The following is a 24,943-nucleotide window of genomic DNA, read 5'->3' as shown; positions in this document are numbered from 1 at the left end:
GAGCGCAGGCCGCAGGCCGAAGTCGAAGCGCCTGCCGTAACCCGCAAAGGCGAATCCCTTTCCCGTCGGGAGAGGGTGCCGACAGGCGGGTGAGGGTCCGGGCGGAGCGGGGTGCGCGCGCTGCGCGGACCCTCTCCCCAACCCCTCTCCCGGGGGGAGCGGGGCTCATGGGCTGCAGCCCCGGGGACGTCTGCGCGGCCACCTTACGGCTCCAGCATCAACTGGATGCGCTCCAGGTTGGCCAGCAGCTGTGCATGGCGGTCGTCGTGGCTTTCGCACAGCAGGACGAATACGCAGTCGAGCAGGTGCTGCAGCGCCGACTGGTAAAGCAGCGGCTGGATGTACGGCCGCTCGTCGTGCGCGCTTACCAGCAGCTGGATGTCGGCCAGCGTGCGCAGCGGATTGGCGGTGTGGCGCGTGACCGTGATCACCTGCCCGCGCCGCTCGCGGAAGTAGCGTGCGATCTTGCACAGCGCCGGATGGTTGCCGTGCTCGGAGAACACCAGCAGCACGTCGCCGGCGCCCGCGGCGGAGACATTGGCGGTCATCCGCGCGGTATCGAAGTTGTGCACGGTGAGGATGCCCAGCAGCGACAGCCGCAGCGCGAAGTTGCGCGCGTAGATGTCGTCCTCGCCCAGCCCGATGATGAACACCTTGCCGTCGCGCCCGGCCTGCTCGATCGCCGCGGCGATGGCGTGGATCACCTGCGGCGGATTGATCAGCCGGGTCGCCTCCTCCGCCTCGGACTTGCGCCGCCACAACGCACCGGGGCTTTCCTCCTCGCCGCCGCCCGATCGTTCCAGCGCAGGGGCGTCGCCGTTGTCGGCGCGCGCGATCGCCTCGCCGACCGAGTACTTCAGGTCCGGATAGCCCTTGAATCCCAGCTTCTGGGTGAACTTGACCACGCTGGACTGGCTGATGCCCAGCGCATTGGCCAGTTGCTGGGAGGAGTAGTCGCGCAGCAGGTGCGCGTTCTCGAGGATGAAGTCGGCGATGCGCCGCTCCACCGCCGACATCTGGTCGCGTTCCGAACGGATTTTGACCAGCGGCGACATCAGTCGTCGATCCTCTCCAGGCCCCTGATCTCGCGGATGCCGAGGCCCGGGGCGTCGGTCACGGAGATTTCCGATTCGTTGAAGATTACCCCACCGTCGACCGGGTTGAACTGCGCCAGCGAGGGCCCGTCCAGGTCGACCTTGCTGATCGCGTCGGCGCGTGCCACCGCCACGTGCACCGCCGCGGCCACGCTGATCGAGGACTCCAGCATGCAGCCGATCATGCAGTCGATGCCGTGCAGCTGGGCGATGTCGGCGATCTTGATCGCGTTGGAGATGCCGCCGGTCTTCATCAGCTTGATGTTGATGATGTCGGCCGCGCGCATGCGGATCAGCTCGATCACCTCCATCGGCCCGAACACGCTCTCGTCAGCCATCACCGGGGTGTGCACGCGCTCGGTGACGTAGCGCATGCCTTCGAGGTCGCGCGCCTTGACCGGCTGCTCGACCAGTTCCAGCTTGATGCCGGCCTCTTCCAGCGTCTGCAGCGCGTAGACCGCCTGCTTGGCGGTCCAGCCCTGGTTGGCGTCCAGGCGCAGCAGTGCGCGGCCCTCGACCGCCGCGTAGATCGCCTTGACCCGCTCGATGTCGACCCCGATGTCCTTGCCGACCTTGATCTTGAGCGACTCGAAGCCGCGCTCCACCGCGGCCACCGAGTCGGCCACCATCTTGTCGATGTAGTCCACGCTGATGGTGATGTCGGTGGTGATCACCGGGTCGCCGCCGCCCAGCAGCTTGTACAGCGGCGCACCGTAGAGCTGGCCCCAGAGGTCGTAGATGGCGATTTCCACGGCCGCCTTGGCGCTGGAGTTCTTCTCCATCGAACCCTGCACCAGGTGGGTGAGGCGGTTGATGTTGGCAATGTCCTGGCCGATCAGCCGCGGCGAGATGTAGTGGCGGATGGCGTCGACGATGGACCCGTGCGTGTCGCCGGTGATCACCGCGGTGGCCGGCGCCTCGCCGTAGCCGACCTGGCCGGTGTCGGTGTGCACCATGACCACGATGTCCTCGACCTGGTTGACCGTGCGCAGGGCGGTCTTGAAGGGCGTCTTCAGGGGCACCCGCAGCATGCCGAACTGGATGTCTGTGATCTTCATGATGTCTTTGTCGTTGGTGTCCGTAGGGTGGGCTTGAACCCACCGGCCCCTGGAGCGGGAACGCCTGGTGGGCCGAGCCCACCGCGGAAGCTCAGGGCCGCATGCGCACGATGCTGGTGATGTGGTCGATGAAGGTGGAGTCCTTGCCGTAGAGCATCGGCAGCAGCGGCGTCACCGAAACCGCATTGAGTTTCACGTGCGCGACCGAGCCGTCGGCCTTGCGGTAGCTCATCCCCAGCACGTCGTGGATCATCCACGGCTGGCCCTGCCACTGGCCCAGCGACATCATCACGTGGCCCGGGATGTAGACCAGGTCGCCGAGCTCGAGATTCTCCGCGGCACGCAGGCGTTCCTCGTGCGTGCTGTCCTTGCCGAAGCCCTGCTTGGCGAAGGCCGGGCTCACGCCCTGGCTGGAAGTGTTGCGCGGCATCTGCACGCCCATCGAGCGGTACACGTCCGAGACGAAGCCGGAGCAATCGCGTCCGTCGTAGGCGTGGCCCCAGCCATAACGCTCGCCCAGGAACTTGAACGCCTGGGTGATCAGGTTGCGCGGGGTCAGCGGCAGGTAGTCGGCCGCGGTGTCGGCGTTCTTCTGGATCAGCGCCGGGCTGAAGGCGAGCGAGCCGTCGGCCTTGCGCACCGGCAGCTCGACCACGTGCGCGGCGTAGGGCGTCTGGCCGTTGACCGGTTGATCCGGCGGAAGGTCGGTGATTACCGGCACGCGCGTGCCCATGTCCAGTTCCACCTGCGAGACGGCCGGTGCCTCGCGGGTGTAGACGGTGTACACCTTGGCGCCGGTGACGACGCGGTACGGCGTCTTGTCGACGTAGCCGAACACGGCGTCCCTGCTGCCCTGGGCGATGTTGCTCGCCTCGGTCCAGGCGGCGTAGCGCGGGCTCACCACGAACAGCCAGCGACCGTCGCGGGTGGCATGAGCGATCACTACCGGCGTGCCGGGGAACTCGGCGGTCTCCTGGAAACGGTCGATGTCGGTGTCGTCGGCACGGCTGAACACGCGCAACGTGGTGGGGAACGTGCGCAGCGCAGCGCGGCGCACGACCATGCCGTAGCGCGTCTTCTGGCTCGACGGAACAGTGTCGAGCGCGCGGGCATCGACGATGGCCTTCAGCGTGGCGGCGGCTACCGGTTTGCCGTCCACGTCGTAGAGCGGCCTGGTCGGCGCCTCCGCCAGGTCCTCGATCCATTCGCGCACCTGCGCACCGCTCAGGGTCGCGGGCAGCTTGCGCAAATCGTGCATGGACTTGTCCTGCGCGAACAGCGCCGCGTTCTGCGCCGCGATCTGCTGGCGACTCAGGATCACCTTGTCCGGCTGCGGCTGCAGGCCGATCCAGAACCGGGGCGTCAGTTGCGCCTCGCCCACGCCGAGCACACCCGAGGGCGGAACGGGCAGCGTCGATACCCGGTCACGCGCATGCAGCGGCTGCACCGCCAGCAGCAAAGCCAGCAGCGCCGTAGGGAGAAGGGTTCGCATGGTCGTGCTCCTCATGGCTGTCACGGTCCCGCCAGCGTCGACATGATCGATGCCACCAGCAGGCCGAAACCGGTGCCCAGTATGTAGCCCAGCAGCGCGAGCAGGATGCCCACCGGCACCAGCGCGCGCGAATAGCTCGCCGCCAGGATCGGCGTCGCCGCCACGCCGCCGATGTGCGCCAGCGACGCGATACCGCAGAGAAACAGGTCGAAGCGGAACAGCTTGGCGAAACCGACCAGCAGGATCGCGTGCAGCGTGATGACCGTGACGCCGCAGAGCAGGTACAGCGGTGCCGCGGCGATGCCGTGGAAGTTGCTCTGCGAGGCCAGCACCGCCACCACGCTGATCAGCAGCGCACCGGATATCGTCCCCGCGCCCGGAAAACGGGCCAGCGGCGTGTGTGCCACCACCAGTCCCGCGCCGGTGGACAGCAGGATCGTCCAGGTGGTCGCGCTGACCATGGTCGAGGTCGGCAGGTAGCCGGCCACCCAGCGCGCCAGCGCCGCCGCCAGCAGTGCCATGCCCAGCCACAGCAGGACCGTGTCGGGGGTGGTCGGACCAGACGGCTTCGCTTCCGCCACGACCAGGTCGCCGCTGGACCTGGCCCGCGTCCAGCGGTTGAACGCCGGCGCCAGCCGCGCCACGGCGAACAGCACCACTACCCACATCGAGTAGCAGATCGCGTCGGTGAGCAGGCTCATCGCCAGGTGCTGGTCGGACATGCCGATGCCCTGCTTGACCGCGATCATGTTCGCCGTTCCGCCGACCCAGCTTCCCGACAGCGCGGCCAGCGGATGCCAGTCGTCGCCCGGCAGCCAGCGGTGGTAGATCAGGAAGGTGGCGAGGAAGGCGATGAAAAGGCTGACCGTGGTGCAGGCGAACACGCCCAGCACGCGCGGGCCCAGCGCGAATATCGCGCGCAGGTCGCAGTTGATCATCAGCAGGAACAGCAGCGCCGGCACCATGTGCGACACCAGCGTCGACTGCGCGGCCTGGATCTCGCCATTGACCTGCCACAGCCCCGAGACCGCCAGCGCCGTCACCAGCAGGTAGACCAGCACGATCGGCGGCAGCACGTTGAACACGCGCCAGCCGGTACGCCGCTCGAGCGCCGGGAAAAGGCCGGCGGCCAGCAGCATCACGGCCAGGTACGGCCATACCGTGTGGATCACGCGCTACCCCTCGTGCGTCGCGACAGGAATATGCCATTCCTCATACGTTATGCCGAAGCATAAATTATTGACCGCCTTTTGCAAGCGTGTTACACAAGGCCTTGATGCCAACTGGCGGGGGCGTTGTGCAATGACGAGGGTGCCAGCGAAGCAAGGCAAACACGAGCCGACGCGCCGGCGCGCGCTGGCGTACGCCGCCCTGGCCGGAATGTTCTTCTGCGCCGCGCCGGCGCTCGCCAGCCTGCCGCCGCCCGGGCCGCCCGCCATCGTGGCGCAGATCGACCAGGGCCATTTTGCCGCCGCGCGCCAGGCGATCGATGCGGCGCTGGCGAAGCCAGGCCTCACCACCGGGGCGCGCGAGGCGCTCGAGTTCCAGCGCGAGCGCATGCATCGCATCCTGCTCGACTTCACGCTCACCGCGGACGACGCGAAGGCACGCATCCGCAAGCAGATCCCCGACCTCACCGACGCCGAATTCGCGCGCTGGGACAAGGCCGGCCTGCTCGAACACATGGTGATCGACGGACGCACCCTCTACTTCAACCGCGCGCCGTCCAATCTCTATCGCCTGAGCGCCGAGGCCCGCGCGCGCCGCGCGGTACAGACGCCGATCGCCGACGGCCCGAACGAAACGCTCAACGACCACCACCGCGCCGTCTTCCGCGAAGCGCTCGCCACCGGGACCGCCGGCGTGCTGCCGATGCGCGTGCGCGTGACCCAGACCGTAACGGTGGACGCCAATGCGGTACCGGCCGGCGAAACGGTCAAGGCATGGATCCCCTACCCGCGCGCGATCCCCGGCCAGCAGGACGACATCCGCCTCGTCGCCAGCCAGCCGGCCGGGGCGCGTATCGCGCCGGTGGACACGCTGCAGCGCACCGCATACCTGGAGGCGCCGGCGCAGGCCGGCCAGCCGACCGTGTTCAAGCTCACCTACGAGCTCACCCTGCGCGCGCAATCCCATGCGATCGACCCGGCCAGGGTGGTGCGCACGGCGATCACGCCGGCACTGAAGCCCTTCGTCGAGGAGCGCGCGCCGCACATCGTCTTCACCGACGACCTGCGCGCGTTCTCGCGCAAGGTGGTGGGCGACGAGAAAAACCCCTACCGCATCGCGCAGAAGCTGTTCGCCGCCGTGGACCAGGTCCCGTGGGCCGGCGCACGCGAGTACTCCACCATCAGCAACATCAGCGACTACACGCTGCACGCCGGCCACGGCGACTGCGGCGAGCAGACGATGCTGCTGCTCACGCTGCTGCGCCTCAACGGCATCCCGGCGCGCTGGCAATCCGGCTGGATGTTCTCCGACGGCGACTACGACAACATCCACGACTGGGGCCAGCTCTACCTCGCCCCCTACGGCTGGGTGCCGGTGGACGTGACCTTCGGCCAGCTCGAGCCGAAGGCCGGGGACGACCCGCGCCTGCGCTGGTTCTACGTGGGCGGCCTGGACGCCTACCGCATCGCGTTCAACGACGACTACAGCCGCCCGTTCATTCCGGCCAAGCAATTCCCGCGCTCCGAGACGGTCGACTCGCAGCGCGGCGAGGTCGAGTGGCGCGGTGGCAACCTCTATTTCGACAAGTGGGATTACCACTTCGACTGGCAGTTCCTGCACGGACGCAACGACAAGTAACCAACAAGTTCATCTGACATCGACCCGGCGTCGAGGGGAGTAAGGGGACATGAGCAGCAAGGTTTGGAACATGCGCAGGACCGTGCTTGGCACGGCACTCGGACTGGCGCTCGCCGCCTTCGGCGCGCCGCAGGCACACGCGGCCAATACCGACGGTTCGGTGGCCGGCCGTACGCAGGCCGGCGCCACGGTGACCGTGACCAACCCGGACACCGGCTTCACCCGCACCATCGTCGCCGACAGCGACGGCAGTTACCGCTTCCCGTTCCTGCCGGTCGGCCAGTACACCATCACCGCGACCAGCGGCGGCGAGCCCGTCGGCCCGACCCGCAATGTCACCGTCGCCCTGGGCACGACCACCACGGTGGACCTGGGCGCGGTCGACGCGACCAACCTGTCCACGATCAACGTCACCAGCTCGGTGCTGCCGGTGATCGACGTCAGCTCGACCGAGTCGGCGACGATCGTCTCGCGCGCCGACCTGGTGCGCCTGCCGGTCGACCAGAACGTCAGCTCGGTGGCGCTGCTCGCGCCGGGCGTGGTCAAGGGCAACGCCGGCTTCGGCGGCATCTCCTTCGGCGGCTCGTCGATCGCCGAGAACGCGTTCTACGTCAACGGCCTCAACGTCACCGACTTCTACAACCGCAACGGTTTCTCCGAGGCGCCGTTCGCCTTCTACGACCAGTTCCAGGTCAAGACCGGCGGCTACTCGGTGGAGTTCGGCCGCACCACCGGCGGCGTGGTCAACGCGGTGGCGCGCTCGGGCACTAACGAGTTCAAGGGCGGCGCCGAGATCACCATGGAGCCGGGCAACTGGCATTCGCGCGGCCACGACTACTACTTCGACGGCGAGCGCTACTACACCTCCAGCCGTGACCAGGACTCGCTGATCAAGACCAACGTGTGGGCGTCCGGCCCGATCGTGAAGGACAAGCTGTTCTTCTTCGCCATGTACGAGGCGCGCGGCGCCAGCCCGCACAACACCGACAATGTCGGCACCACGATGACCGACCACAGCGCCAACCAGGGCTTCTGGGGCGGCACCATCGACTGGAACATCACCGACAACAACACGCTGTCGCTGATGGCGTTCTCCGACAAGAACAAGGATACCGGCGACGTCTACAGCTACGACTACGACACCGACACGCGCATCGCCAAGACCAACGAGGTTTACACCAACACCGGTGGCCGCAACTGGGCGCTGACCTGGACCAGCTACCTGACCAACGACCTGTCGATGAAGCTGATGTACGGCCGCAACCAGCGCCAGGCGGACGTCAGCTCGCAGCTGGACAACGAGTGCAACCGCGTGGCCGTGAGCGCCGGCGTGCCGCTGCCGGCAAGCGACCTGCCGCTGGGCTGCACGACCAGCTCTTCGGTGATCTCCCGCGAGGACACCCGCAAGCAGGCGCGCGCCGACTTCGAGTGGACGCTCGGCGACCACCTGCTGCGCTTCGGCTACGACCACGAGGTCGACACGTCCGACTACGACCGCCACTACCCCGGTCCGGGCGGCTACTACTACAACGTCTACGCCGTTCCCGACGGCGGCCAGGTGCCCAACTCCAACGGCGGCGGCCGCGTCCCGACGGGCGATACCGCCTGGGTGCGCGTGCGCCGCTACGAGATCGGCGGCACCTTCGAAACCAAGAACGCCGCCTGGTACATCGAGGACAACTGGCAGATCACGCCGAACCTGGTGCTCAACGGCGGCCTGCGCAACGACAGCTTCGACAACCAGGATGCCGAGGGCCGCAGCTACATCAAGATGGACCGGCAGATCGCCCCGCGCCTGGGTTTCTCCTGGGACATGAAGGGCGATGGCACCACCAAGCTGTTCGGCAACCTGGGCCGCTACTACCTGCCGGTAGCCAACGTGATCAACATCAAGCAGGCCGGCGGCCTGCTCGACGAACGGTCCTCGCACCGCTTCCTCGGCTGGCAGACGCAGGAGATCAACGGCTTCCAGTACGCCATGCCGATCGTGGGCGACCCGCTGCCGGGCAGCCACACCGACACCTCGCAGGGTGACGGCACGGTGGGCGACCTGCGTTCGGAGGTCGACCATGACATGGATCCGGTCTACCAGGACGAGGCGATCCTGGGCTTCCAGCAGATGATCGACAACAGCTGGTCGTGGGGCGTCAGCGCCACTTACCGCAAGCTGCACAACGCGATCGACGACATGGAGATCAGCGCCACCGCACAGTGCGGCGAGGACGGCTACGTCGGCTGGGTGATGGCCAACCCGGGCAAGAAGGTCACCGTCTGGGGCGATACCAATTGCGACGGCGACGCCGACGGCTACCTGACCGTCGACACCTCCAAGGAAGGCTGGGCGATGTACCGCCAGGACGGCGTGGATGCCGACGGCGATCCCATCATGACCTACATCGGCCAGCGCGGCTGGGTGAAGCCCAAGCGCACCTACACCGCGCTGGAGTTCCAGCTCGACCGCGCCTGGGACGAGAAGTGGGCGTTCAACGCCTCCTACGTGCTGGCATGGAACCGCGGCAACGCCGAGGGCCCGGTCAACTCCGACACCAACTTCGACGACACCGGCCGCACCGAGAACTTCGACGATCCGTGGGTGAACTTCGGCGGCAACGGCTACCTGCCCAACGACCGCCGCCACCAGCTGAAGCTGCGCGGCACCTACGCGATCACCCCGCACTGGCAGGTCGGCGCCAACGCGGACGTCCACTCCGGCGGTCCGATCACCGGTTTCGGCGTGGGCAATCCGTACGACGCGAGCAACTACCACAGCTACTACATCTGCGTGGAGAACTGCGAGTCGGACAACTCGGCCGAACGCGTGTACCAGCATTCGGCACGCGGCGCCTACGGCCGCCTGCCGTGGACCTACACCCTCGACGCCAGCCTGAGCTACATCCTGCCCTTCCAGGGCGGCGGCGACCTGCGGGTGAAGCTGGCCGTGTACAACCTGCTCAACCAGCAGCGCACGGTGCAGGTGAATCAGGACCTGCAGAGCGCGATCTCCAACGAAACCGACTCCACCTTCAAGTTGCCGATCGGCTTCCAGTCGCCGCGCTTCACGCAGCTGACCGTGAGCGTGAACTTCTAAGGCACCTCCCCGCCTGGCGGCCCGCGGTCAATCGCGGGCCGTCTTTTTTGGGCTCCGCATGACCCCGACGACCGCTCCATCCCGGCACGACGAGACCGCTACCGTGCCCGGTCCGCAACCGACCTTCGATGGCGTGGACCTGCACGCGCTTGCCGCGCGGCTGGGCACGCCGCTTTACGCCTACTCGGCCAACGCGATCCGCCGCCGGATCGGCGAACTCCAGGCCGCCCTGCATGGCCTGGACGCCACCATCTGCTACGCGGTCAAGGCCAACTCCAACCGCGCCATCCTCGAACTGATGTCCGCCGCCGGACTGGGCGCGGACATCGTCTCGGCCGGCGAACTGCAGCGCGCGCTGGCAGCCGGCATCCCGGCCGGCCGCATGGTTTTCTCCGGCGTGGGCAAGACCGATGGGGAGATCGATGCCGCGCTCGCCGCGGGCATCGCCCGCTTCAACGTCGAGTCGCTGGACGAGCTGCACGCCATCGAGCGCGTGGCCATGGCGCGCCGCGTGGTGGCGAGCGCCGCGGTGCGGATCAACCCCGACGTCGATGCGCTGACCCACGCCAAGATTTCCACCGGCCGCGCCGAGAACAAGTTCGGCGTGAGCATCACCGAGGCGCGCCGCTGGTTCGACCAGCGGCGGCAGCTCTCGCACGTTCGCCTCGATGGCCTGCACGTGCACATCGGCTCGCAGATCCTCGACCTGACGCCCGTCCGGCTGGCGCTGCAGCGCGTCGCCGCGTTCTGGCGTGAACTGGTCCAGGCCGGCCACCCGGTCGCCAGCATCGACGTGGGTGGCGGCCTGGGCGTGCGCTACCGGGCAGGCCACGACCGGCCGGTCGCCGCTGCCGACTATGCCGACGTGATCCGCGAGGCACTGGCCGGCTTCGACGGCCGGTTACTGCTGGAACCCGGCCGCTACCTGGTGGCCGAGGCGGGCGTGCTGCTGACCCGGGTGCTGCGCATCAAGGAGGGCAACGAGCGGCGTTTCCTGGTGCTGGACGCGGCCATGAACGACCTGCAGCGGCCCAGCCTGTACGACGCCTGGCACGACATCGTGCCGGTCGCGCCGCAGCCGCGGCCGCTGGCCACCTACGACGTGGTCGGCCCGGTCTGCGAGACCGGCGACACCTTCGCCCGCGCCCGCGTGCTGCCCGAGTGCGCGGCCGGCGACCTGCTGGCCATCCAGGGCACCGGTGCCTACGGCGCATCGATGGCCTCCACCTACAACTCGCGCCCGCTCGCCGCCGAAGTGCTGCTCGACGATGGCCGCTATGCCGTCATCCGTCGCCGCCAGACGCTGGAGGAGATGGTCGCCGGCGAGCAGTCGGCGCAGGATTGGGCCACCCCATGAGGACATCCGCCGCCGATGCGTAAATTCGCCCGCCTTGCCCTGCTCGCCCTGCCGCTCGCCGCCGCGCTGCCCGCACAGGCACGGCAGGACCCGCCGATCACCATCGACACCCACGTCGATATCCCGTTCACCTACATGCGCGAGCCGCGCTTCGACGTCGGCAAGGACACGCCGCTGCTGGTGGACCTCGGCAAGATGCGGCGCGGCGGCCTGGATGCCGCCTTCTTCGTGGTCTGGGTGCCGCAGCACAAGCTCGATGCCGCCGGCTACGCCAGGGCGGTCGAGCAGGCCGAGCGGAAGTACGAGGCGATCGGCCGCATGCTGATGCTGTACCCGGACCGCATTCGCGCGGCCACCTCGCCGGAACAGGCGCTGGCCAACCGCAAGGCAGGCCTGCTCTCGGCGATGATCGGCATCGAGAACGCCTATTCGCTCGGCCATGACCTGCACCGGCTGGATGCCGCCTACGATCGCGGCGCGCGCTATGTGGGCCTGGTGCACGTGGGCAACAACGACCTGTGCACCAGTTCGATGCCCGACACCGACCACGGCGAGCCCGCGATGAACGGTGCCGGCGACCACGGCATGACCGACTTCGGCCGCCAGGTGGTCGCGCGCGCGAACGCGCTGGGCATGATGGTGGATGTCTCGCACGCCTCCGACGCCTGCGTGCGTGATGTACTGGCGGTGTCGACGGCGCCGGTCATCGCCTCGCACTCCGGCGCCCGTGCCTTGCTCGACCACCCGCGCAACCTGCCCGACGACCTGCTGCGCGCCATCGCCGCCAAGGGCGGCGTGGTCCAGGCGGTGGCCTACAAGGAATTCCTCAAGTACGACCCGGGCCGCGAGGCGGCCGAGAAGAAGTTGCAGGCCGAAGTCGCGCATCAGGCTGGCGACAAGGAATACGACAGCGACAAGCACGACTACCTGCCCGCGATGGCCGCGGGCATGGCGAAGATCCAGCAGAAGTTCCCGCTGCCCACGGTCGACGACTACGTGAAGCAGATCCGCCACATCGCCGACGTCGCCGGCATCGACCACGTCGGCATCGCCTCGGACTTCGACGGCGGCGGCGGCATCACCGGCTGGAAGGACGCCAGCGAGACCCGCAACGTCACCGCCGCGCTGCGCCGTGCCGGCTTCAGCGATGCCGACATCGCCAGGATCTGGGGCGGCAACCTGCTGCGCGTGTGGCGCGAGGTGGAACGCGATGCACGGCATTGATGGGGTGACAGCAAAAGGCCTCCCCCTCTCCCCAGCCCTCTCCCCCGGCCGGGCCGGGGGAGAGGGAGCTGAACACCGTCGCGGGCCGTGTGAGGCATTCAATCTCTACCCAACCCGCTCCCCCGGCCGGGCCCGGGGAGAGGGAGCTGGACGCCGTCGCGGGCCGTGTGAGGCTTTCGCCGGGCCAAAGGCGTCGGCGACAACATCGGCGGGAGCCACACGCTCCTGGCTCCCTCTCCCCCGGCCCTGCCTGGGGAGAGGGGGAGGCCTCTGCCTCACACTCGCCCTGCTCGCCACCACCTTCCTGACGAGCAGCGCCTCCGCCTCCCCCGCCACTCCTTCGGCTTCCTACGACCCCATCGTCGACGCCGTCGTCGCCCGCTACCACCTGCCGGGCATCGCGGTCGGGGTGATCGAGAACGGCCAGGTCGTCTACGCCGCCACGCGCGGCGAGACCGTGGCCGGCTCCGGCCAGCCGGTCACCCCCGAAACGCTGTTCAAGATCGCCTCCAACAGCAAGGCGATGACCACCGCCCTGCTCGGCCGACTGGTCGATCAGGGCAAGCTCGCCTGGGACGACCCGGTCACCCGCTACCTGCCCGACTTCCGCATGGCCGACCCGTGGGTCACCAGGCACATGCGCGTGGCCGACCTGCTCACCCACTCCAGCGGCCTGCCCGAAGGCGGCGGCGACCTGATGCTGTGGCCCGAGCCCAACGCGTTCACCCGCCAGGACATCATCCACGGGCTTCGCTACATCAAGTCCGGCTACAGCTTCCGCTCGCAGTACCAGTACGACAACCTGCTCTACGTGGTCGCCGGCGAAGTCGCGGCGGCCGCCGGCGGCGCGCCGTACGAGACGCTGATGCATCGCGAGGTGTTCGAGCCATTGGGCCTCTCGCGTTGCCAGGTCGGCCGCTGGAGCCGCGACGCGGTGGGCAACGTGGCGCAGCCGCACTATCAGAAGGACGGCCATAACCTGCCCATGCGCCAGGATGGCCCGACCATTCCGGCGATCACTTCCGATCCCGCCGGCGGCATCCGCTGCGACCTCACCGACATGCTGAGCTGGGCGAAGAACTGGCTGATGCCCACACAGGCGCAGTTGCAGTGGCTCTCCCCCGCCCAGCGCCAGGTGCTGCAGTCGCCGCACATGCTCATTCCCGTCTCCAGGCAGCGCCGCGCCTGGGACCACACCCACGTGATGGCCTATGGCTACGGCTGGCGCATGGCCGACGTGGACGGGGAATGGGTGGTCTGGCACACCGGCACGCTGGGCGGCATGTACTCGATGCTGGCGCTGCTGCCGGACCGCAAAAGCGGTTTCGTTTTCATGATCAACGGCGAGGCCGAGGATGCACGCACCGTGCTGGGCGAGGTGCTGACCAAGCACTTCACCGCACCGGACGATGACCACGACGTCGCCTGGTACGCCGATGCGCTCGACCGCGAGGCGGCGCAGCGTCCGGCCGCCGCACGGCCTCCGGACACCGCGGCGGCCACCGCAGTCGCGCCGGCCGCCTTCGCCTGGAGCGGCCGCTACCGCGACCCATGGTTTGGCGAGATCACGCTGTGTCCGCGTGGGGACCGCGTCGAATGGGCCTCGCGCAAGTCGCCGCACATGCACGGGACGGTCAGGCAGCTGGGCAAGCGCTATCTCGTCCATTGGGACGACCCGGCGGTGGACCTCGATGCCTGGCTCGATCCGCACGCCGGCTCGCCGCCCACGTTGACCATGGCCAAGCTCGATCCCGAGGGCGACTTCAGCTCGGACTACGAGGACTTGCACTTCGAACGCATCGGAGGCTGTCCATGAAGCCATGCAAACCCGTAGCAGGGCTCGCCCTGGCCTGCGTGCTCGCACTGGCGACCGCCATGCCCGCGCTTGCCGGTGAAACGGTCACGCTATCGCCCGCCAGGACGGCCGCGGAGGCCGATCTGGTCGATATCCGCACGCTGGTGCCCGACATCGCCGAGGACATCCGCTACGCCGGTCACGACAACTTCGTCGGCGCGCCGGTCGATGGCTACCTCGCTCCCCGGTGCCTGCTCAAGCGTCCGGTCGCCGAAGCGCTGGCGCGCGTCGAGCACGAGCTGCGCGCGCGGCACGCGCGCCTGAAGCTGTGGGACTGCTACCGGCCGGCGCGCGCGGTGGCGCACTTCGTGCGCTGGGCGCACGACCTGTCCGACCAGCGCACCAAGGCCGAGCACTATCCGCGCCTGGACAAGAGCGTGCTGCTGGGCGACTACATCGCGCCGGTCTCGGGGCACAGTCGCGGCGGCACGGCCGACCTCACGATGGAGCAGTGCGACGAGCACGGCAACCACTGCAAGGAGCTGGACATGGGCACGCACTTCGACTTCTTCGACGTGCGCGCGCACACCGACGCGCCGGACGTCACGCCCGCGCAGCACGCCAACCGGTTGCGCCTGCGCGCGGCGATGGAGCGCGAAGGCTTCAGGAACTACCCGCTGGAGTGGTGGCACTACACCTGGGCCAACGAGCCCACGCCGCACACGATCTACGACGTGCCGGTGAAGTAGTCCCTGCCGCACGGCTGGATCCCTCTGCCTCCGGGAGAGGGTGCCGGACAGGCGGGTGAGGATTCGGGCGGAGCATGCACGACGCGCTGGCCGGACCCTCACCCCGCTCCTCTCCCGCCGGGAGGGGGCTCGAGTTCAACGCACGGGAGAAAGACCATGCGGCTTGCCCTGCTTTTCGCCTCGATCTTCCTCGCCGGCCCGGTGCACGCCACCGACGCCGTGCAGAACGCCGATCGCCTGATGCGGAAGTACCAGGGCGACGTTCCCGGCGCCGCCCTGCTGGTGCTCAGGGACGGCAAGCCGCTGCTGCGCAGGGGCTACGGCCTGGCCAATCTCGAGCAACACACCAGGGTCACGCCAGGCACCGACTTCCGCCTCGCCTCGGTCAGCAAGCAGTTCATTGCCGCGGCGATCCTGCTGCTGGCCGAGGACGGCAAGCTCACGCCCGACGATCCGGTGCGCCACTGGCTGCCCTCGCTGCCCGCCGCCAACGCCAGGGTGACCCTGCGCCAGCTGCTCGACCACACCGGCGGGCTGGTCGACTACGAGGACCTGATCCCGCCGGAGCAGACCGCCCAGCTCAACGACCAGGACGTGCTGCGCCTGCTCTCGGCCGCGCCGCGCAGCTACTTCGCCCCGGGAAGCGCCTACCGCTACAGCAATTCCGGCTACGTGCTGCTCGGGCTGGTGGTGGAGAAGGCCTCCGGCCGGCCGCTGCAGGACTTCCTCGCCGAGCGCATCTTCAAGCCGCTGCACATGGACCACACCCTGCTCTACGTGCACGACGGCAAGAGCGTGCCGGAGCGCGCCTACGGCTACAGCCGGAGCAAGGGCCGCTGGCTGCGCACCGACCAGAGCCTCACCTCCGCCACCCGTGGCGACGGCGGCATCTACTCGAACATCGACGACCTCGCCAAATGGGACACCGCGCTCTATGACGATCGCCTGCTCGGTGACGCTTCGCGCAAGGCCGCCTTCAGTCCACACGTGACGGTGGTCGGCGAACCGTACGAGGCGCAGTACGGCTACGGCTGGCGGATCACCGGCGACACGCTGTGGCACTCGGGCGAGAGCATCGGCTTCCGCAACGTGATCGTGCGCTGGCCGAAGCAGCACCTGACCGTGATCCTGCTCAGCAACCGCAACGAGCCGGAGCCTTACCAGACGGCTCTCAAGATCGCGCGGCCGTTCCTGCAGCCATGACACCGGCGCTACCCGACGAGGCCCGGCGCCCTGGTTGTCTCACTTGTGGGCAATGCCATTGCAACGAACAAGACCATCGCCCACAAGTGGGCTCCTACGAAAGCGTGGAACGCGCCAGGGCCCGACCGGACGGCACTGACGGTCGCAAGGCCGCTTGCGCCCGCACGTCGTAGGAGCCCACTTGTGGGCGATGCCGTTGCAACGGCATCGGAGAAGAACCATCCCCAGTGGGCAGGCTCCTACAGAAGCGTGAGCTGTTGCGGTTCCCCGGGGGACGCGAGCCGATCGGCCAACCCGCCAGCGCGTCGGACCGGGCGCGTCAGCGACGTATCCAGCGCGGCCCCGGACGACCACAACAACACGGTCTTCCGCGCCCGCGACAGCCCGGTGTAGAGCAACTGCCGCGACAGGATCCGGCTCTGCGGATCCGGCGGCAGCAGCACGGCCACCTCCTCGTACTCGGAGCCCTGGCTCTTGTGGATGGTGATCGCGAAGGCCCCCTCGTGCGCCGGCAGCGTGCCGGGGGCGAAGCTGCGCGCGCTCGGCTGGCCATCGGCGGTGGTGGTCTCGAACCACACCCGCAGTGCACCGCCGGCATCGGCCAGGCAGAGGCCGACGTCGCCGTTGTACAGCCGCGTGGCGTAGTCGTTGCGCGTGATCAACACGGCGCGGCCCGGATACCACGCGCGATCCTCCGGCACCCCCCAGGCCTGCTTGAGGCGCTGCTCGATCCAGTCGTTGAGCGCCAGCGCGCCGAAGCCTTCCTCGCGCAGTGCGCACAGCAGCTGGCGCCGCGCCAGGGCGTGCAGCGCCTGCAGCGCGAGGGTGCCGCGCTCGGCGCCGACTTCCTCCAGCCCGGCGAGGTGGGGAGGAAGGACGGGGCGGATCGGCAGGCGCCCCAGCTCCCCGATCCAGCCGAGCAGCTCGTGGCGCAGTTGGGTCGCGTCGTCGACCTGCATCCACCGCGCATGCTCCCCCGCGTGCGCCACGGCCTCGCGCAGCGCGGCCGCATCACCGGCGCGCACGGCGCGATTGACCGCCACCAGCTGCTGCTGCGCGCGGAAGCTGTGTTCCAGTCGGACGATGTCGGACGCGCCCTCCGCTTCCATCACCGCCACCACGTCCATCAGTACCGAGCCGGCCGCCACCGAGGTGAGCTGGTCGGCATCGCCCACCAGTACCAGCGTCGCCTCCGGACGCACCGCTTCGAGCAGCGCGCGCAGCAGCGCCAGGTCGATCATCGAGGCCTCGTCGACCACCACGATGTCGGCCGCCAGCGGGTGCGCGGCATTGCGGCCGAACCGGTTGCGACGCGGATCGTAGGCGAGCATGCGGTGCAGGGTGAGCGCCTCGCTGTCGGGGATGCGCTCCAGCCGCGGCCGCCACGCGTCGGGCAGCGACGCCTGCAGCGCCTGCTTGCCTTGCCGCAGCGATTGCACCAGCCGCTGCGCCGCCTTGCCGGTGGGTGCGCCGACCTGGATGGTCGGCACCCGGTCCGGACCCAGGTGTTGCAGCATCAGCAGCATGCGCAGCACGGTGGTGGTCTTGCCGGTGCCCGGCCCGCCGGTGAGCACGAACAGCCGCCGTCCGCCGACCTGCGCCACCGCCTGGCGCTGGCGCGCAACCGACTTGCTGCGCACGCCACCGAACAGCTCGTCCACCGTGCCCTCGTCCGCGGCCATGGCGCTGCTGCCCGCCTCGCGGCGCGCGCGCAGTTGCTGCGCTACCGCGACCTCGTCGGCGTGGTTGCGCCACAGATAGAAGCGGTCGTGCGCGTCGAGCACGAACGGCGCGGGCGCGCTGCCGTCGCTCACCAGCGGGTCACTGCGCACGGCCGCCAGTTCGTCGGGCGAGAGCACCGGCGCACCGTGGCGCCCGGCCTGCTCGCCAGCCAGCGGCAGCGCCGTGTCGCCCTCGCCGTCGGCGAAGCTGGTCCAGGCGGCCAGGCGCGCGACCAGCGGCGAGCCACCGTGCGCCAGGGTCCAGCGCAGCAGCGCGCGATCGAGCGGGCGCCATGGCGTGTCGGCCAGTTCCGCGGGGTTGCGCTGGAAGCGGTAGGCGCTCATGCGACGATCTCCAGCTCGCGACCGGCCAGCGCGTTGTCGACCGCCTCGATCAGCGCATCGTCGAAGCGGTGCCGCCACACGCCCGCGTCGGGAGCCAGGCCCACCGCGCGCACGAACAGGTAGATCGCCTCGCCCAGGTGCCGCTCGCGCGAGTAGCCGGGCAGGCGCTGGCGCAGCATGCGGTCGAGCGCCACGGTGTAGAGCAGCGCCTGGAAACGGTAGTGGTGCGCGTCCATGGCCACCGCCAGTGCGCCGGGCAGGTAGTCCTCCACGTGCTCGCCCAGGAAGTTGCTCTTGTAATCGAGCACCCGGTAGCGGCCGTCGTGCTCGAGGATCAGGTCGATCTTGCCGGTCATGCGCCCGCGCAGATGGCCGCTGCCGGCGAAAGGCACCAGCGCCGGTTCGCCCAGCGCCGTGCAGGCGTCGCGCAAGGCGGCCATCGAGGCATCGTCCAGTACGTAGTGGAATTCCATTTCGGCCAGCTGGCGGTGCGCCGGCAGCGTGCCCAGGCGCAGGCCCGGCAGCAGCGGCGTGTCGAGATTGGCCTGCAGCCGGCGCGCCAGCCGCGCAATGAAGGCCTCGCGCCCGGCATCCTCCAGCCGTACGCCGAACTCGCGCAGGCAGCGGTCGATGAGGTCCTTCTGCGATTCCAACGGCGTACCGATGGCGCGCAACTCGAACATCGCGTGCATGGCATTGCCGATGTCCGCGCCACGCACGCCGGCCAGCGCGAGCAGTTCCGGGTGCGGCGCCGAACGCGGCGCAGGCGTCGCAAGCGCGTCGTCCGCGGGCACGGCTACGGACTCGTCGCTGGCAGCCTGGTCTTCCAGTGCGCCGGCATGCGCGCCGCGGGTCAGGTTGGAGAAGCTGTAGACCTGGGCCATCGGTCGGGCCGGTGGCAGCGGGCGGGCCCGGCGCGTGGGTACATCGCCCTGCGCCTGGGGCAGTGGCGTGGCCTGCCATGGCCAGCCGGCGGTCGCCCAGGCGAGCCGCGGTGCGACCGCGGCAAGGTCCTCGCCGGCCGCCCGCCGCTGCAGCAGGCGCTCGACCGAGGCATCCAGCGGCGAACGCTCGGGATCCCTCTGCGACTCCTTCGCGTTGGCCCTGGCCAGTCGGTCGGGCGGCAGTGCGTAGACATGGCAGGCGTGGATCGCACGGGTCAGCGCGACGTACAGCACGCGGAAGCGCTCGTCCTGGCCCTCGACGTCGTACTGCGCGCGGGCCGCCCTGCCGAAGCCGACCACGCGCCGGCCGCACAGCGGCTCGTGGATGACCACGTCGGTGTCCCTGTCGTTGCGGCAGTGGTTCCACATCAGGGGCAGGAACACCACCGGGAACTCCAGCCCCTTGCTGGCGTGCAGGGTCATCAGGCGCACCCGGCGCGCATCCGACTCGATGCGCAGCTGGCGCTCCTCGGCCGCGTCGCCGCCGGCGTCCTCGCCATCGCGCTGGCGGCCCAGCCAGTCGAGCAGTTGCGCGGGCCCGGGCGTGGCATCGGCCTGCGCCTGAAGGAGCTCGCCCAGGTGCCGCAGGTCGGTGAGCGCACGCTCGCCATCGTCGCCGGCGAGCAACCGCGGCGCGGCGCGCTCGATCAGCGCGCGCACCACGGCGAGCACGCCCTCGCGCTGCCAGCGCGTGCGCCAGGCGGCGAACTGCTGTTCGTACACGAGCCACGCATCGGGCTCGTCGCGCAACGCCTTGAGCGTGGCGTAGTCCAGGCCATACAGCCGCGTGGCCAGTGCGGCGCGCACCGCGCCCTCGTCGCTGGCGTGTTCGACGGCATGCAGCAGCACGTGCAGTTCGCGCGCCACCGGCAGCCCGAACACACTGCTGCGGCCGGCACCGACACAGGGCACGCGGTAGCGCTGCAGCAGCGTGCGCAGCGCGGTGATGTCGGCGTTGCCAGGCAGCAGCACGGCGATGTCGCCCGGTGCCAGCGGCGCATCACCGATGAAGTGGCGGCCGTCGCCCAGCATGGCGGCGATCTGCGCGGCGCAGGCTTCCAGCGCGGCGTGGCGGCGCCCCGGCGCGCTCCCGGGCGCGTCGGGGTTGAAGTGCAGTTGCAACGGCCGCGCGATCGGTTTGCCTTCGACGGTCAGCGGAGCGCGGTCGCGCCGGCCGGCGGCACGTACCGGCTCATAGCGGATCCGAGTCGCGGGTGCGCGCCCCAGCTCCTTTCCGACCAGCGCGTAGAACTGGTTGGTCGCCTCGACCAGGCCGCTGGCGGAACGCTGGTTCACGTCCAGCCGCAGCACCTGGTCGGCCGTGGCTGCCGCGGCAAGGTAGGCCTGGATGTCGCCGCCGCGGAAGCGGTAGATGGCCTGTTTGGGATCGCCGATCATCACCAGCCGGCCGCGCGCGGCGCCGTCGTGATCGCGGTAGATCGCATCGAGGATGGCGTATTGCAGCGCGTCGGTGTCCTGGAACTCGTCCACCAGCGCGACCGGCCATTGCGCAAACAGGCGCTCGGCCAGCCGCCGGCCAGGCCGCGCCAGTGCGCCGCCGACCCGCGCGATCAGCTCGTCGAAAGTGAGCTGGCCGCGGGCTGCCAGGCGTTCGGCGCGCCAGCTATCGACCTGGGCCAGCCAGCCCTGCCACGCGCGAACGTGGCCGGCGTGCAGGGCGTAGCCGAGCGCGCGGCAGGCGTCGCTGACGAAGCGCAGCAGACGGACGTGGTCGGGGTTGTCGCGCACGTGCGGCTGCAGCTGGTCGTCCCATGGGGCCGCGGCGAGGTTCTTGAGCGTGGACTCCTTCAGCTCCTGGCTGCGGTCGCGCAGCCAGCCGGCGAGGGCGCGCAGCGCGTTGCGCAGGGCCGACTTGCGCGGCTGGAAGACATCGCTGCGGTCGGCGAACGCGTCCAGCGCAGCGGCATGTTCGACGGGCAACAGCCGCGCGAGCTCGTCCTCGTCCGGCGCCCACAGTGCCACGCCCGGCGTCAGGTAGGCCCGGAGCAGCCGGCGAAGTTCGGTGAGCGAGGCCGGAGCGCTCGGTGGTGGCGGTGCGGCGCCCTGCTGCAACTGGCGCCAGAGGTCCTCGGACCATTCATCCAGCAGCGCTTCGGACGACACCAGCTCGCCCGCCTGCAGGTTCGCCCCGCTCTCGAAAGGGAAGTCGTCGAGGATGCGCCTGCACAGGCCGTGCAGCGTGGTGACCGGCGCACGGTCGAGCTCGGCCAATGCCAGGCGCAGGCGCAGGCGATCCCGCCCCACCTGTGTCGGCTCGGCATGCCAGCGCGCGTGCAGCCAGGCCAGGTCGGCGGATGGGTCGGCCGGCATTCCGTCCGGCCAGGCGAGCGCCTGGTCCTCGGCCCAGACCAGCCGGCTGCGCAGGCGCTCGCGCAGCTCCTGCGCGGCGGCATCAGTGAAGGTGGTGACCACGACCTGCGCGGGCGAAAGCCCCTGTTCCAGCAGCAGGCGCAGGTACAGCACCGAGATCGTCCAGGTCTTGCCTGTGCCGGCGCTGGCCTCGATCAGGGTGCGGCCGGGACTGGCCAGATCCAGCGCGGTCCAGTCGCAGGCGACGGTGGCGCTCATGCGGCCACCGCCACGTTCAGGTTGATCAGGCGCAGCAGCCGGGCGGCGAACGCCTGCAGATCGGCGAATGCCGGCTGGTCCGGCGAGAAGTCCGTTTCGCCCGCGAGCAGCCAGGCGTAGCCGGGCGCGTAGTCGCGCTCGCCCGGATGGCCGAAGCTGCCGGCCCAGGTCTGCTGCGCCTTCTCCGGCCGCTCGTCCAGGGCGGCCCAGCTGGTCCGTGGGAAGTACGGCATCGGATAGCGTTGCGCCTGGCGCCACAGGTCGAGCAGCGCCGCCACGCGCGCGGCCAGATCCTCGCGCATGGCCTGTGCCCCGCCGGCGTCCGCGGCCAGGTAGCTGTCGTCCCAATCGTTGAACATGGCCTCCCAGGCGCGTTCCGCACCCTCGGTGAGCAGGCAGGCCCGCACGGGCGTGGGTGCCTCGGTGGCCAGACGCAGCAGCGCCCACTCGAGGAAGAACGGTACCCGCTCGCGGAAGCCGAGCTTGTCCTCGGTCTTGCCCGGATAGACCTCCAGCTGCCAGCGCGCGTCGCCGGTACTCCACACGCGTTCGAGCGTCCCTTCGAGCGCCAGGCCCGCCACCGGCGCCAGCAATGGCACCGGCTTGCGGTGCGGCAGCGCACCGGCGAACAGCGGATGGTCGGCTGCGTGCGCGAGCAGGGTCTGCACCTTGGCGCGTTCGGTCGACCAGGCATCCAGGCCGACGCGCCCGGGCGGCAGCAGGCCGCCCAGGCGAAGCCAGGCCGGCGCCTGTTCGGGCAGTTCGAAGCGGCCGCTGGCGACCGCCTCGAAGAACAGCCGCTGCGGCACACGTTCCAGCGCCGATACGCTCGCCTGCAGCGCCTCGCGTCCCTGCAGGCGATCGTCCTCCAGCGCATCCAGCCGCACGTGCAACTGGCCGGCCAGCACCTGGCGCGAGGGATCGCGGAACCAGGCCTGCACTTCGCGCAGCGGGATGGCTGCGGCATCGGGCTCGGCCTCCTGCGCCGGCGCGCCGTCCAGGAACGGCCGCGGCGCCTCGCCGTTCGCGCGCATCGCGGCGAAGCCCTCGTCGTGGCAGCACAGCCGTGGATCGCTGCCGTCGAAGTAGCGTGCGTCGAACGGCTGCAGCGGATGGCGCACGCGCCACGGCCGGCGGAACTCGCGCTCCGCGCCCGGCGGCAGCGGTTGCTCGTCGATGTCGGCCTCGAGCGTGCGCAGGCCGGCCTGCTCGTCGAGGAACTGCATCAGCTCGGCCAGCGGGGCGGCCGGGTTGCGCGGCTTGCCGTCGCGCACGCCTTCGGCGAGGTAGGAAAAGTGCAGTACCTCGCGTGCGGCCATCACCGTTTCCAGGAACAGGTAGCGGTCGTCGCTGCGCACGTCGCGGTCGCCCAGGCGGCGGTGGCGTGCCATCAGGTCGAGGCCCGCGTCGTTCGGGTTGCGCGGGAATTCGCCGTCATTGAGCCCCAGCACGGCGACCACCTCGAACGGGATCGCGCGCTGCGGAACCATGCCGCAGAAGGTGACGCCGCCGAGCAGGAAACGCTGGCGCTCGGGCGCGGCGGCCAGCCGCTCGCGCAGCACGTCGCGGACCACCGCGAAATCGAGCATCGGATCGAGACCGCAGTCGGCGGTTTCCGCCGCGGTGGCATGGATGAAGCGGCGCAACAGCGACAGCGCCTCGACCGCCTGACTGTCGCGCGCGTCGATGCGGAACAGCGCGTCGAGCGACTGTTCCAGCCGCGCCGCCCAGGCCGATGCGCTGCGCGGCTGCAGCGCATCGCGCTGCAGCGCGGCCAGTTCCAGCAGCAGGCGATCGAGCGCGCCGAGCACCTGCGCCTGCGGACCATGCACGCCCTCGACCGGCCACAGCTCGCCGTCGGGCAGATTCCAGGCTTCGCCCTGCCCCGCCGCGTCGCTGCCCATCGCGTAGCCGGCGAGCAGCCGGTCCACGCCCCAGGCGAAGGTGGTCTCTTCGATCGCGGGCACGCCGAAGCGCGCGCGGTGCTCGCCATCCAGCGCCCAGGCGACACGGCTCTGGCGCAGCCAGCGGGTCAGCGTTTCGCGGTCGTCCTCGGCCAGGCCCAGCGCGCGGGCGATCTCGGGCACTTCGAGCAGGTCGAGCAGCTCGGGCGCGCCCAGGCGGGCATCGGGGATATCGAGCAGACGGCTGAACGCCGCAAGCAGCGGATGCGTGCGCGCCACCGCCACGTCGGCCAGGTGGTAGGGCAGCGGGCCGTGCACGCGGCCGGGCTCGCCGAACACCACCGGCAGCAGCGGCACGTAGGCCTGGATGTCCGGCGCCATCACGACGATGTCGGAAGGCTTGAGTTCCGGCCGTTCGGCGAGCTCGTGCAGCAACACGTCGCGCAGCACTTCCAGCTCGCGCAGGCGCGTGTGGCACAGGTGCACGCGCAGGGAGCGATCCGCCATGGCCGCGGCGTAGCCGTTCGCAAGCGGCTCGACGCGCGCGGGATCGAGCTGGCGCAGGCTTTCCTGCAGTCGCTGCAGCAGGCTTCCGGCGTGCCCCGGCCGTTCGTCCCGCCAGTGGCGCACGTCCATGCGGATGGCCTCGTCGACCTCCTGCAGGTTCAGCATGAAGTGCTGGCCCATGCGTCCCCAGCCGGCCAGCAGCGGGTGGCCCAGCTGCTGGAAGAACTGCTCGGAGTCCTCGCTGAAACCGATGCGGCGCGCCAGCTCGCGCAACTGCGCGCGCTCGCCGCGCAGACCGGCCCAGTATTCGCGGCAGGGGTCGGGCACGTAGAGCACGACCGGGCGCACGCGAGCCACCGCGCGCAGCAGGGCCAGTTCCGCGGGCGCGAGGTGGCTTATGCCGAAGATGTGCAGCGGTTCGACCGTGGCGTGGTTCTCGGGATGGCGCGCCAGTTCGCGCACCAGCGCCTCGACCCGTTCGCCGCGGTGTGGCGTGCCGATGGCCGCATGCAGCTTGCGCCACAACGACGCCATGAAGGTGGCTTCGGGCACGTCGTCGCGGCCGCGCTCCCACGCCTGCAGCCAGTCGGGCCGGTAGGTCAGGTACTGGGTGAAGAGGCGCGCCAGCCGGTCGGCCAGCTGGTAGCGGCGCCGGGCCGCATCGCCGCTACCGAGATAGGCGCGCACCTGGGCATCGTCGATCCCCGGCAGCAGTTCATGGATGCGCCAGCGCAGCCGGTCGCGGCGATAGGGCGCAAGCGCCACCGCGGTACTGCCCAGCACGCCGAGCGCCAGTTCGTCCAGCCAGGTGCTCGGCAAGGTGATGCGCAGGTTGGCGACGATGCCGCCGCTGCCGCGCTTGCCCGCCAGCGCCCCGGCCAGCCAGTGGCGCATGCCCGGGTGGGCGGCGATCACCGTCTGCGGCGCCAGCACGCTGGCCGGCGGCGCCGCGTCGAGCAGCGCCACCAGCGGGTCCAGCAGTGCCTCCAGCCGGCTGGCGCGGATCACGGACAGTCCGCGGGTCAGGTCGTCGGAGGAGAAGGCAGCCATGCCCGCGATGATAGC

Annotated in this window: 14 protein-coding genes; 7 read left to right on the top strand and 7 right to left on the bottom strand. The window is 70.0% G+C overall.

Annotation, left to right across the window (positions count from 1 at the left end; all coding sequences use genetic code 11):
- Positions 1 to 203 precede the first annotated feature (203 nt).
- The 4 genes from LQ771_RS00720 to LQ771_RS00705 form a co-directional block, all read right to left on the bottom strand.
- Positions 204 to 1,055 (bottom strand): MurR/RpiR family transcriptional regulator, encoded by an 852-nt coding sequence (locus LQ771_RS00720; RefSeq protein ID WP_231350499.1) that lies wholly within the window; start codon positions 1,053 to 1,055, stop codon positions 204 to 206.
- Entirely contained in the window at positions 1,055 to 2,152 is a 1,098-nt protein-coding gene (locus LQ771_RS00715; protein ID WP_231350498.1) for a dipeptide epimerase, read from the bottom strand. The genes LQ771_RS00720 and LQ771_RS00715 overlap by 1 nt, the downstream gene beginning before the upstream one ends.
- A 91-nt stretch (positions 2,153 to 2,243) precedes the next feature.
- A complete protein-coding gene (locus LQ771_RS00710; protein WP_231350497.1) occupies positions 2,244 to 3,644 on the bottom strand; it encodes a C40 family peptidase in 1,401 nt (466 codons plus the stop codon).
- Between the two features lie 20 nt (positions 3,645 to 3,664).
- On the bottom strand, positions 3,665 to 4,816 hold the full coding sequence (locus tag LQ771_RS00705) for a DUF819 family protein (protein WP_231350496.1): 1,152 nt from the start codon (positions 4,814 to 4,816) through the stop codon (positions 3,665 to 3,667).
- Positions 4,817 to 4,946: 130 nt separating this feature from the next.
- Between LQ771_RS00705 and LQ771_RS00700 the strand changes: the two genes are divergently transcribed.
- The 7 genes from LQ771_RS00700 (at position 4,947) to LQ771_RS00670 (ending at position 15,868) form a co-directional block, all read left to right on the top strand.
- Entirely contained in the window at positions 4,947 to 6,452 is a 1,506-nt protein-coding gene (locus tag LQ771_RS00700; RefSeq protein ID WP_425491293.1) for a transglutaminase-like domain-containing protein, read from the top strand.
- A gap of 49 nt (positions 6,453 to 6,501) precedes the next feature.
- Positions 6,502 to 9,540 (top strand): TonB-dependent receptor, encoded by a 3,039-nt coding sequence (locus LQ771_RS00695; protein ID WP_231350495.1) that lies wholly within the window; start codon positions 6,502 to 6,504, stop codon positions 9,538 to 9,540.
- Positions 9,541 to 9,598: 58 nt separating this feature from the next.
- Entirely contained in the window at positions 9,599 to 10,897 is a 1,299-nt protein-coding gene (lysA, locus tag LQ771_RS00690; RefSeq protein WP_231350494.1) for a diaminopimelate decarboxylase, read from the top strand.
- A 15-nt stretch (positions 10,898 to 10,912) separates the two neighbouring features.
- Positions 10,913 to 12,121 (top strand): dipeptidase, encoded by a 1,209-nt coding sequence (locus LQ771_RS00685; protein WP_231350493.1) that lies wholly within the window; start codon positions 10,913 to 10,915, stop codon positions 12,119 to 12,121.
- A gap of 250 nt (positions 12,122 to 12,371) precedes the next feature.
- Entirely contained in the window at positions 12,372 to 13,937 is a 1,566-nt protein-coding gene (locus LQ771_RS00680) for a serine hydrolase domain-containing protein (protein WP_425491356.1), read from the top strand.
- 59 nt (positions 13,938 to 13,996) lie between these two features.
- Positions 13,997 to 14,665, top strand: a complete 669-nt coding sequence (locus LQ771_RS00675; protein ID WP_231351943.1) for a M15 family metallopeptidase — start codon at positions 13,997 to 13,999, stop codon at positions 14,663 to 14,665.
- A 156-nt stretch (positions 14,666 to 14,821) separates the two neighbouring features.
- On the top strand, positions 14,822 to 15,868 hold the full coding sequence (locus LQ771_RS00670) for a serine hydrolase domain-containing protein (RefSeq protein ID WP_231350491.1): 1,047 nt from the start codon (positions 14,822 to 14,824) through the stop codon (positions 15,866 to 15,868).
- A gap of 239 nt (positions 15,869 to 16,107) precedes the next feature.
- Here the strand turns inward: LQ771_RS00670 and recD are convergent, their stop codons facing one another.
- From recD to recC, 3 genes are read right to left on the bottom strand one after another with little or no spacing between them, the layout of a single operon-like run.
- A complete protein-coding gene (recD, locus tag LQ771_RS00665) occupies positions 16,108 to 17,934 on the bottom strand; it encodes an exodeoxyribonuclease V subunit alpha (protein ID WP_231350490.1) in 1,827 nt (608 codons plus the stop codon).
- Complete coding sequence (locus LQ771_RS00660) at positions 17,931 to 21,467, bottom strand: UvrD-helicase domain-containing protein (protein ID WP_231350489.1); 3,537 nt, start codon at positions 21,465 to 21,467, stop codon at positions 17,931 to 17,933. Before LQ771_RS00660 ends, recD begins: the two co-directional genes overlap by 4 nt.
- Positions 21,464 to 24,928: an exodeoxyribonuclease V subunit gamma gene (gene recC, locus LQ771_RS00655; protein ID WP_231350488.1), complete on the bottom strand. Its 3,465-nt coding sequence runs from the start codon at positions 24,926 to 24,928 to the stop codon at positions 21,464 to 21,466. The genes LQ771_RS00660 and recC overlap by 4 nt, the downstream gene beginning before the upstream one ends.
- Positions 24,929 to 24,943 lie beyond the last annotated feature (15 nt).

The sequence above is a fragment of the Frateuria soli genome (assembly GCF_021117385.1).
GTDB lineage: Bacteria > Pseudomonadota > Gammaproteobacteria > Xanthomonadales > Rhodanobacteraceae > Frateuria_A > Frateuria_A soli.
Note: the sequence above shows the minus strand (reverse complement) of the source record. Positions and strands in the feature narration are given on the sequence as shown.

Coding starts and splice junctions, on each gene's coding strand:
- LQ771_RS00720 (WP_231350499.1), bottom strand. CDS start 1,055: ATGTCGCCGCTGGTCAAAATCCGTTCGGAACGCGACCAGATGTCGGCG.
- LQ771_RS00670 (WP_231350491.1), top strand. CDS start 14,822: ATGCGGCTTGCCCTGCTTTTCGCCTCGATCTTCCTCGCCGGCCCGGTG.
- LQ771_RS00715 (WP_231350498.1), bottom strand. CDS start 2,152: ATGAAGATCACAGACATCCAGTTCGGCATGCTGCGGGTGCCCCTGAAG.
- LQ771_RS00675 (WP_231351943.1), top strand. CDS start 13,997: ATGCCCGCGCTTGCCGGTGAAACGGTCACGCTATCGCCCGCCAGGACG.
- LQ771_RS00695 (WP_231350495.1), top strand. CDS start 6,502: ATGAGCAGCAAGGTTTGGAACATGCGCAGGACCGTGCTTGGCACGGCA.
- LQ771_RS00685 (WP_231350493.1), top strand. CDS start 10,913: ATGCGTAAATTCGCCCGCCTTGCCCTGCTCGCCCTGCCGCTCGCCGCC.
- LQ771_RS00710 (WP_231350497.1), bottom strand. CDS start 3,644: ATGCGAACCCTTCTCCCTACGGCGCTGCTGGCTTTGCTGCTGGCGGTG.
- lysA (WP_231350494.1), top strand. CDS start 9,599: ATGACCCCGACGACCGCTCCATCCCGGCACGACGAGACCGCTACCGTG.
- LQ771_RS00700 (WP_425491293.1), top strand. CDS start 4,947: ATGACGAGGGTGCCAGCGAAGCAAGGCAAACACGAGCCGACGCGCCGG.
- recC (WP_231350488.1), bottom strand. CDS start 24,928: ATGGCTGCCTTCTCCTCCGACGACCTGACCCGCGGACTGTCCGTGATC.
- LQ771_RS00660 (WP_231350489.1), bottom strand. CDS start 21,467: ATGAGCGCCACCGTCGCCTGCGACTGGACCGCGCTGGATCTGGCCAGT.
- recD (WP_231350490.1), bottom strand. CDS start 17,934: ATGAGCGCCTACCGCTTCCAGCGCAACCCCGCGGAACTGGCCGACACG.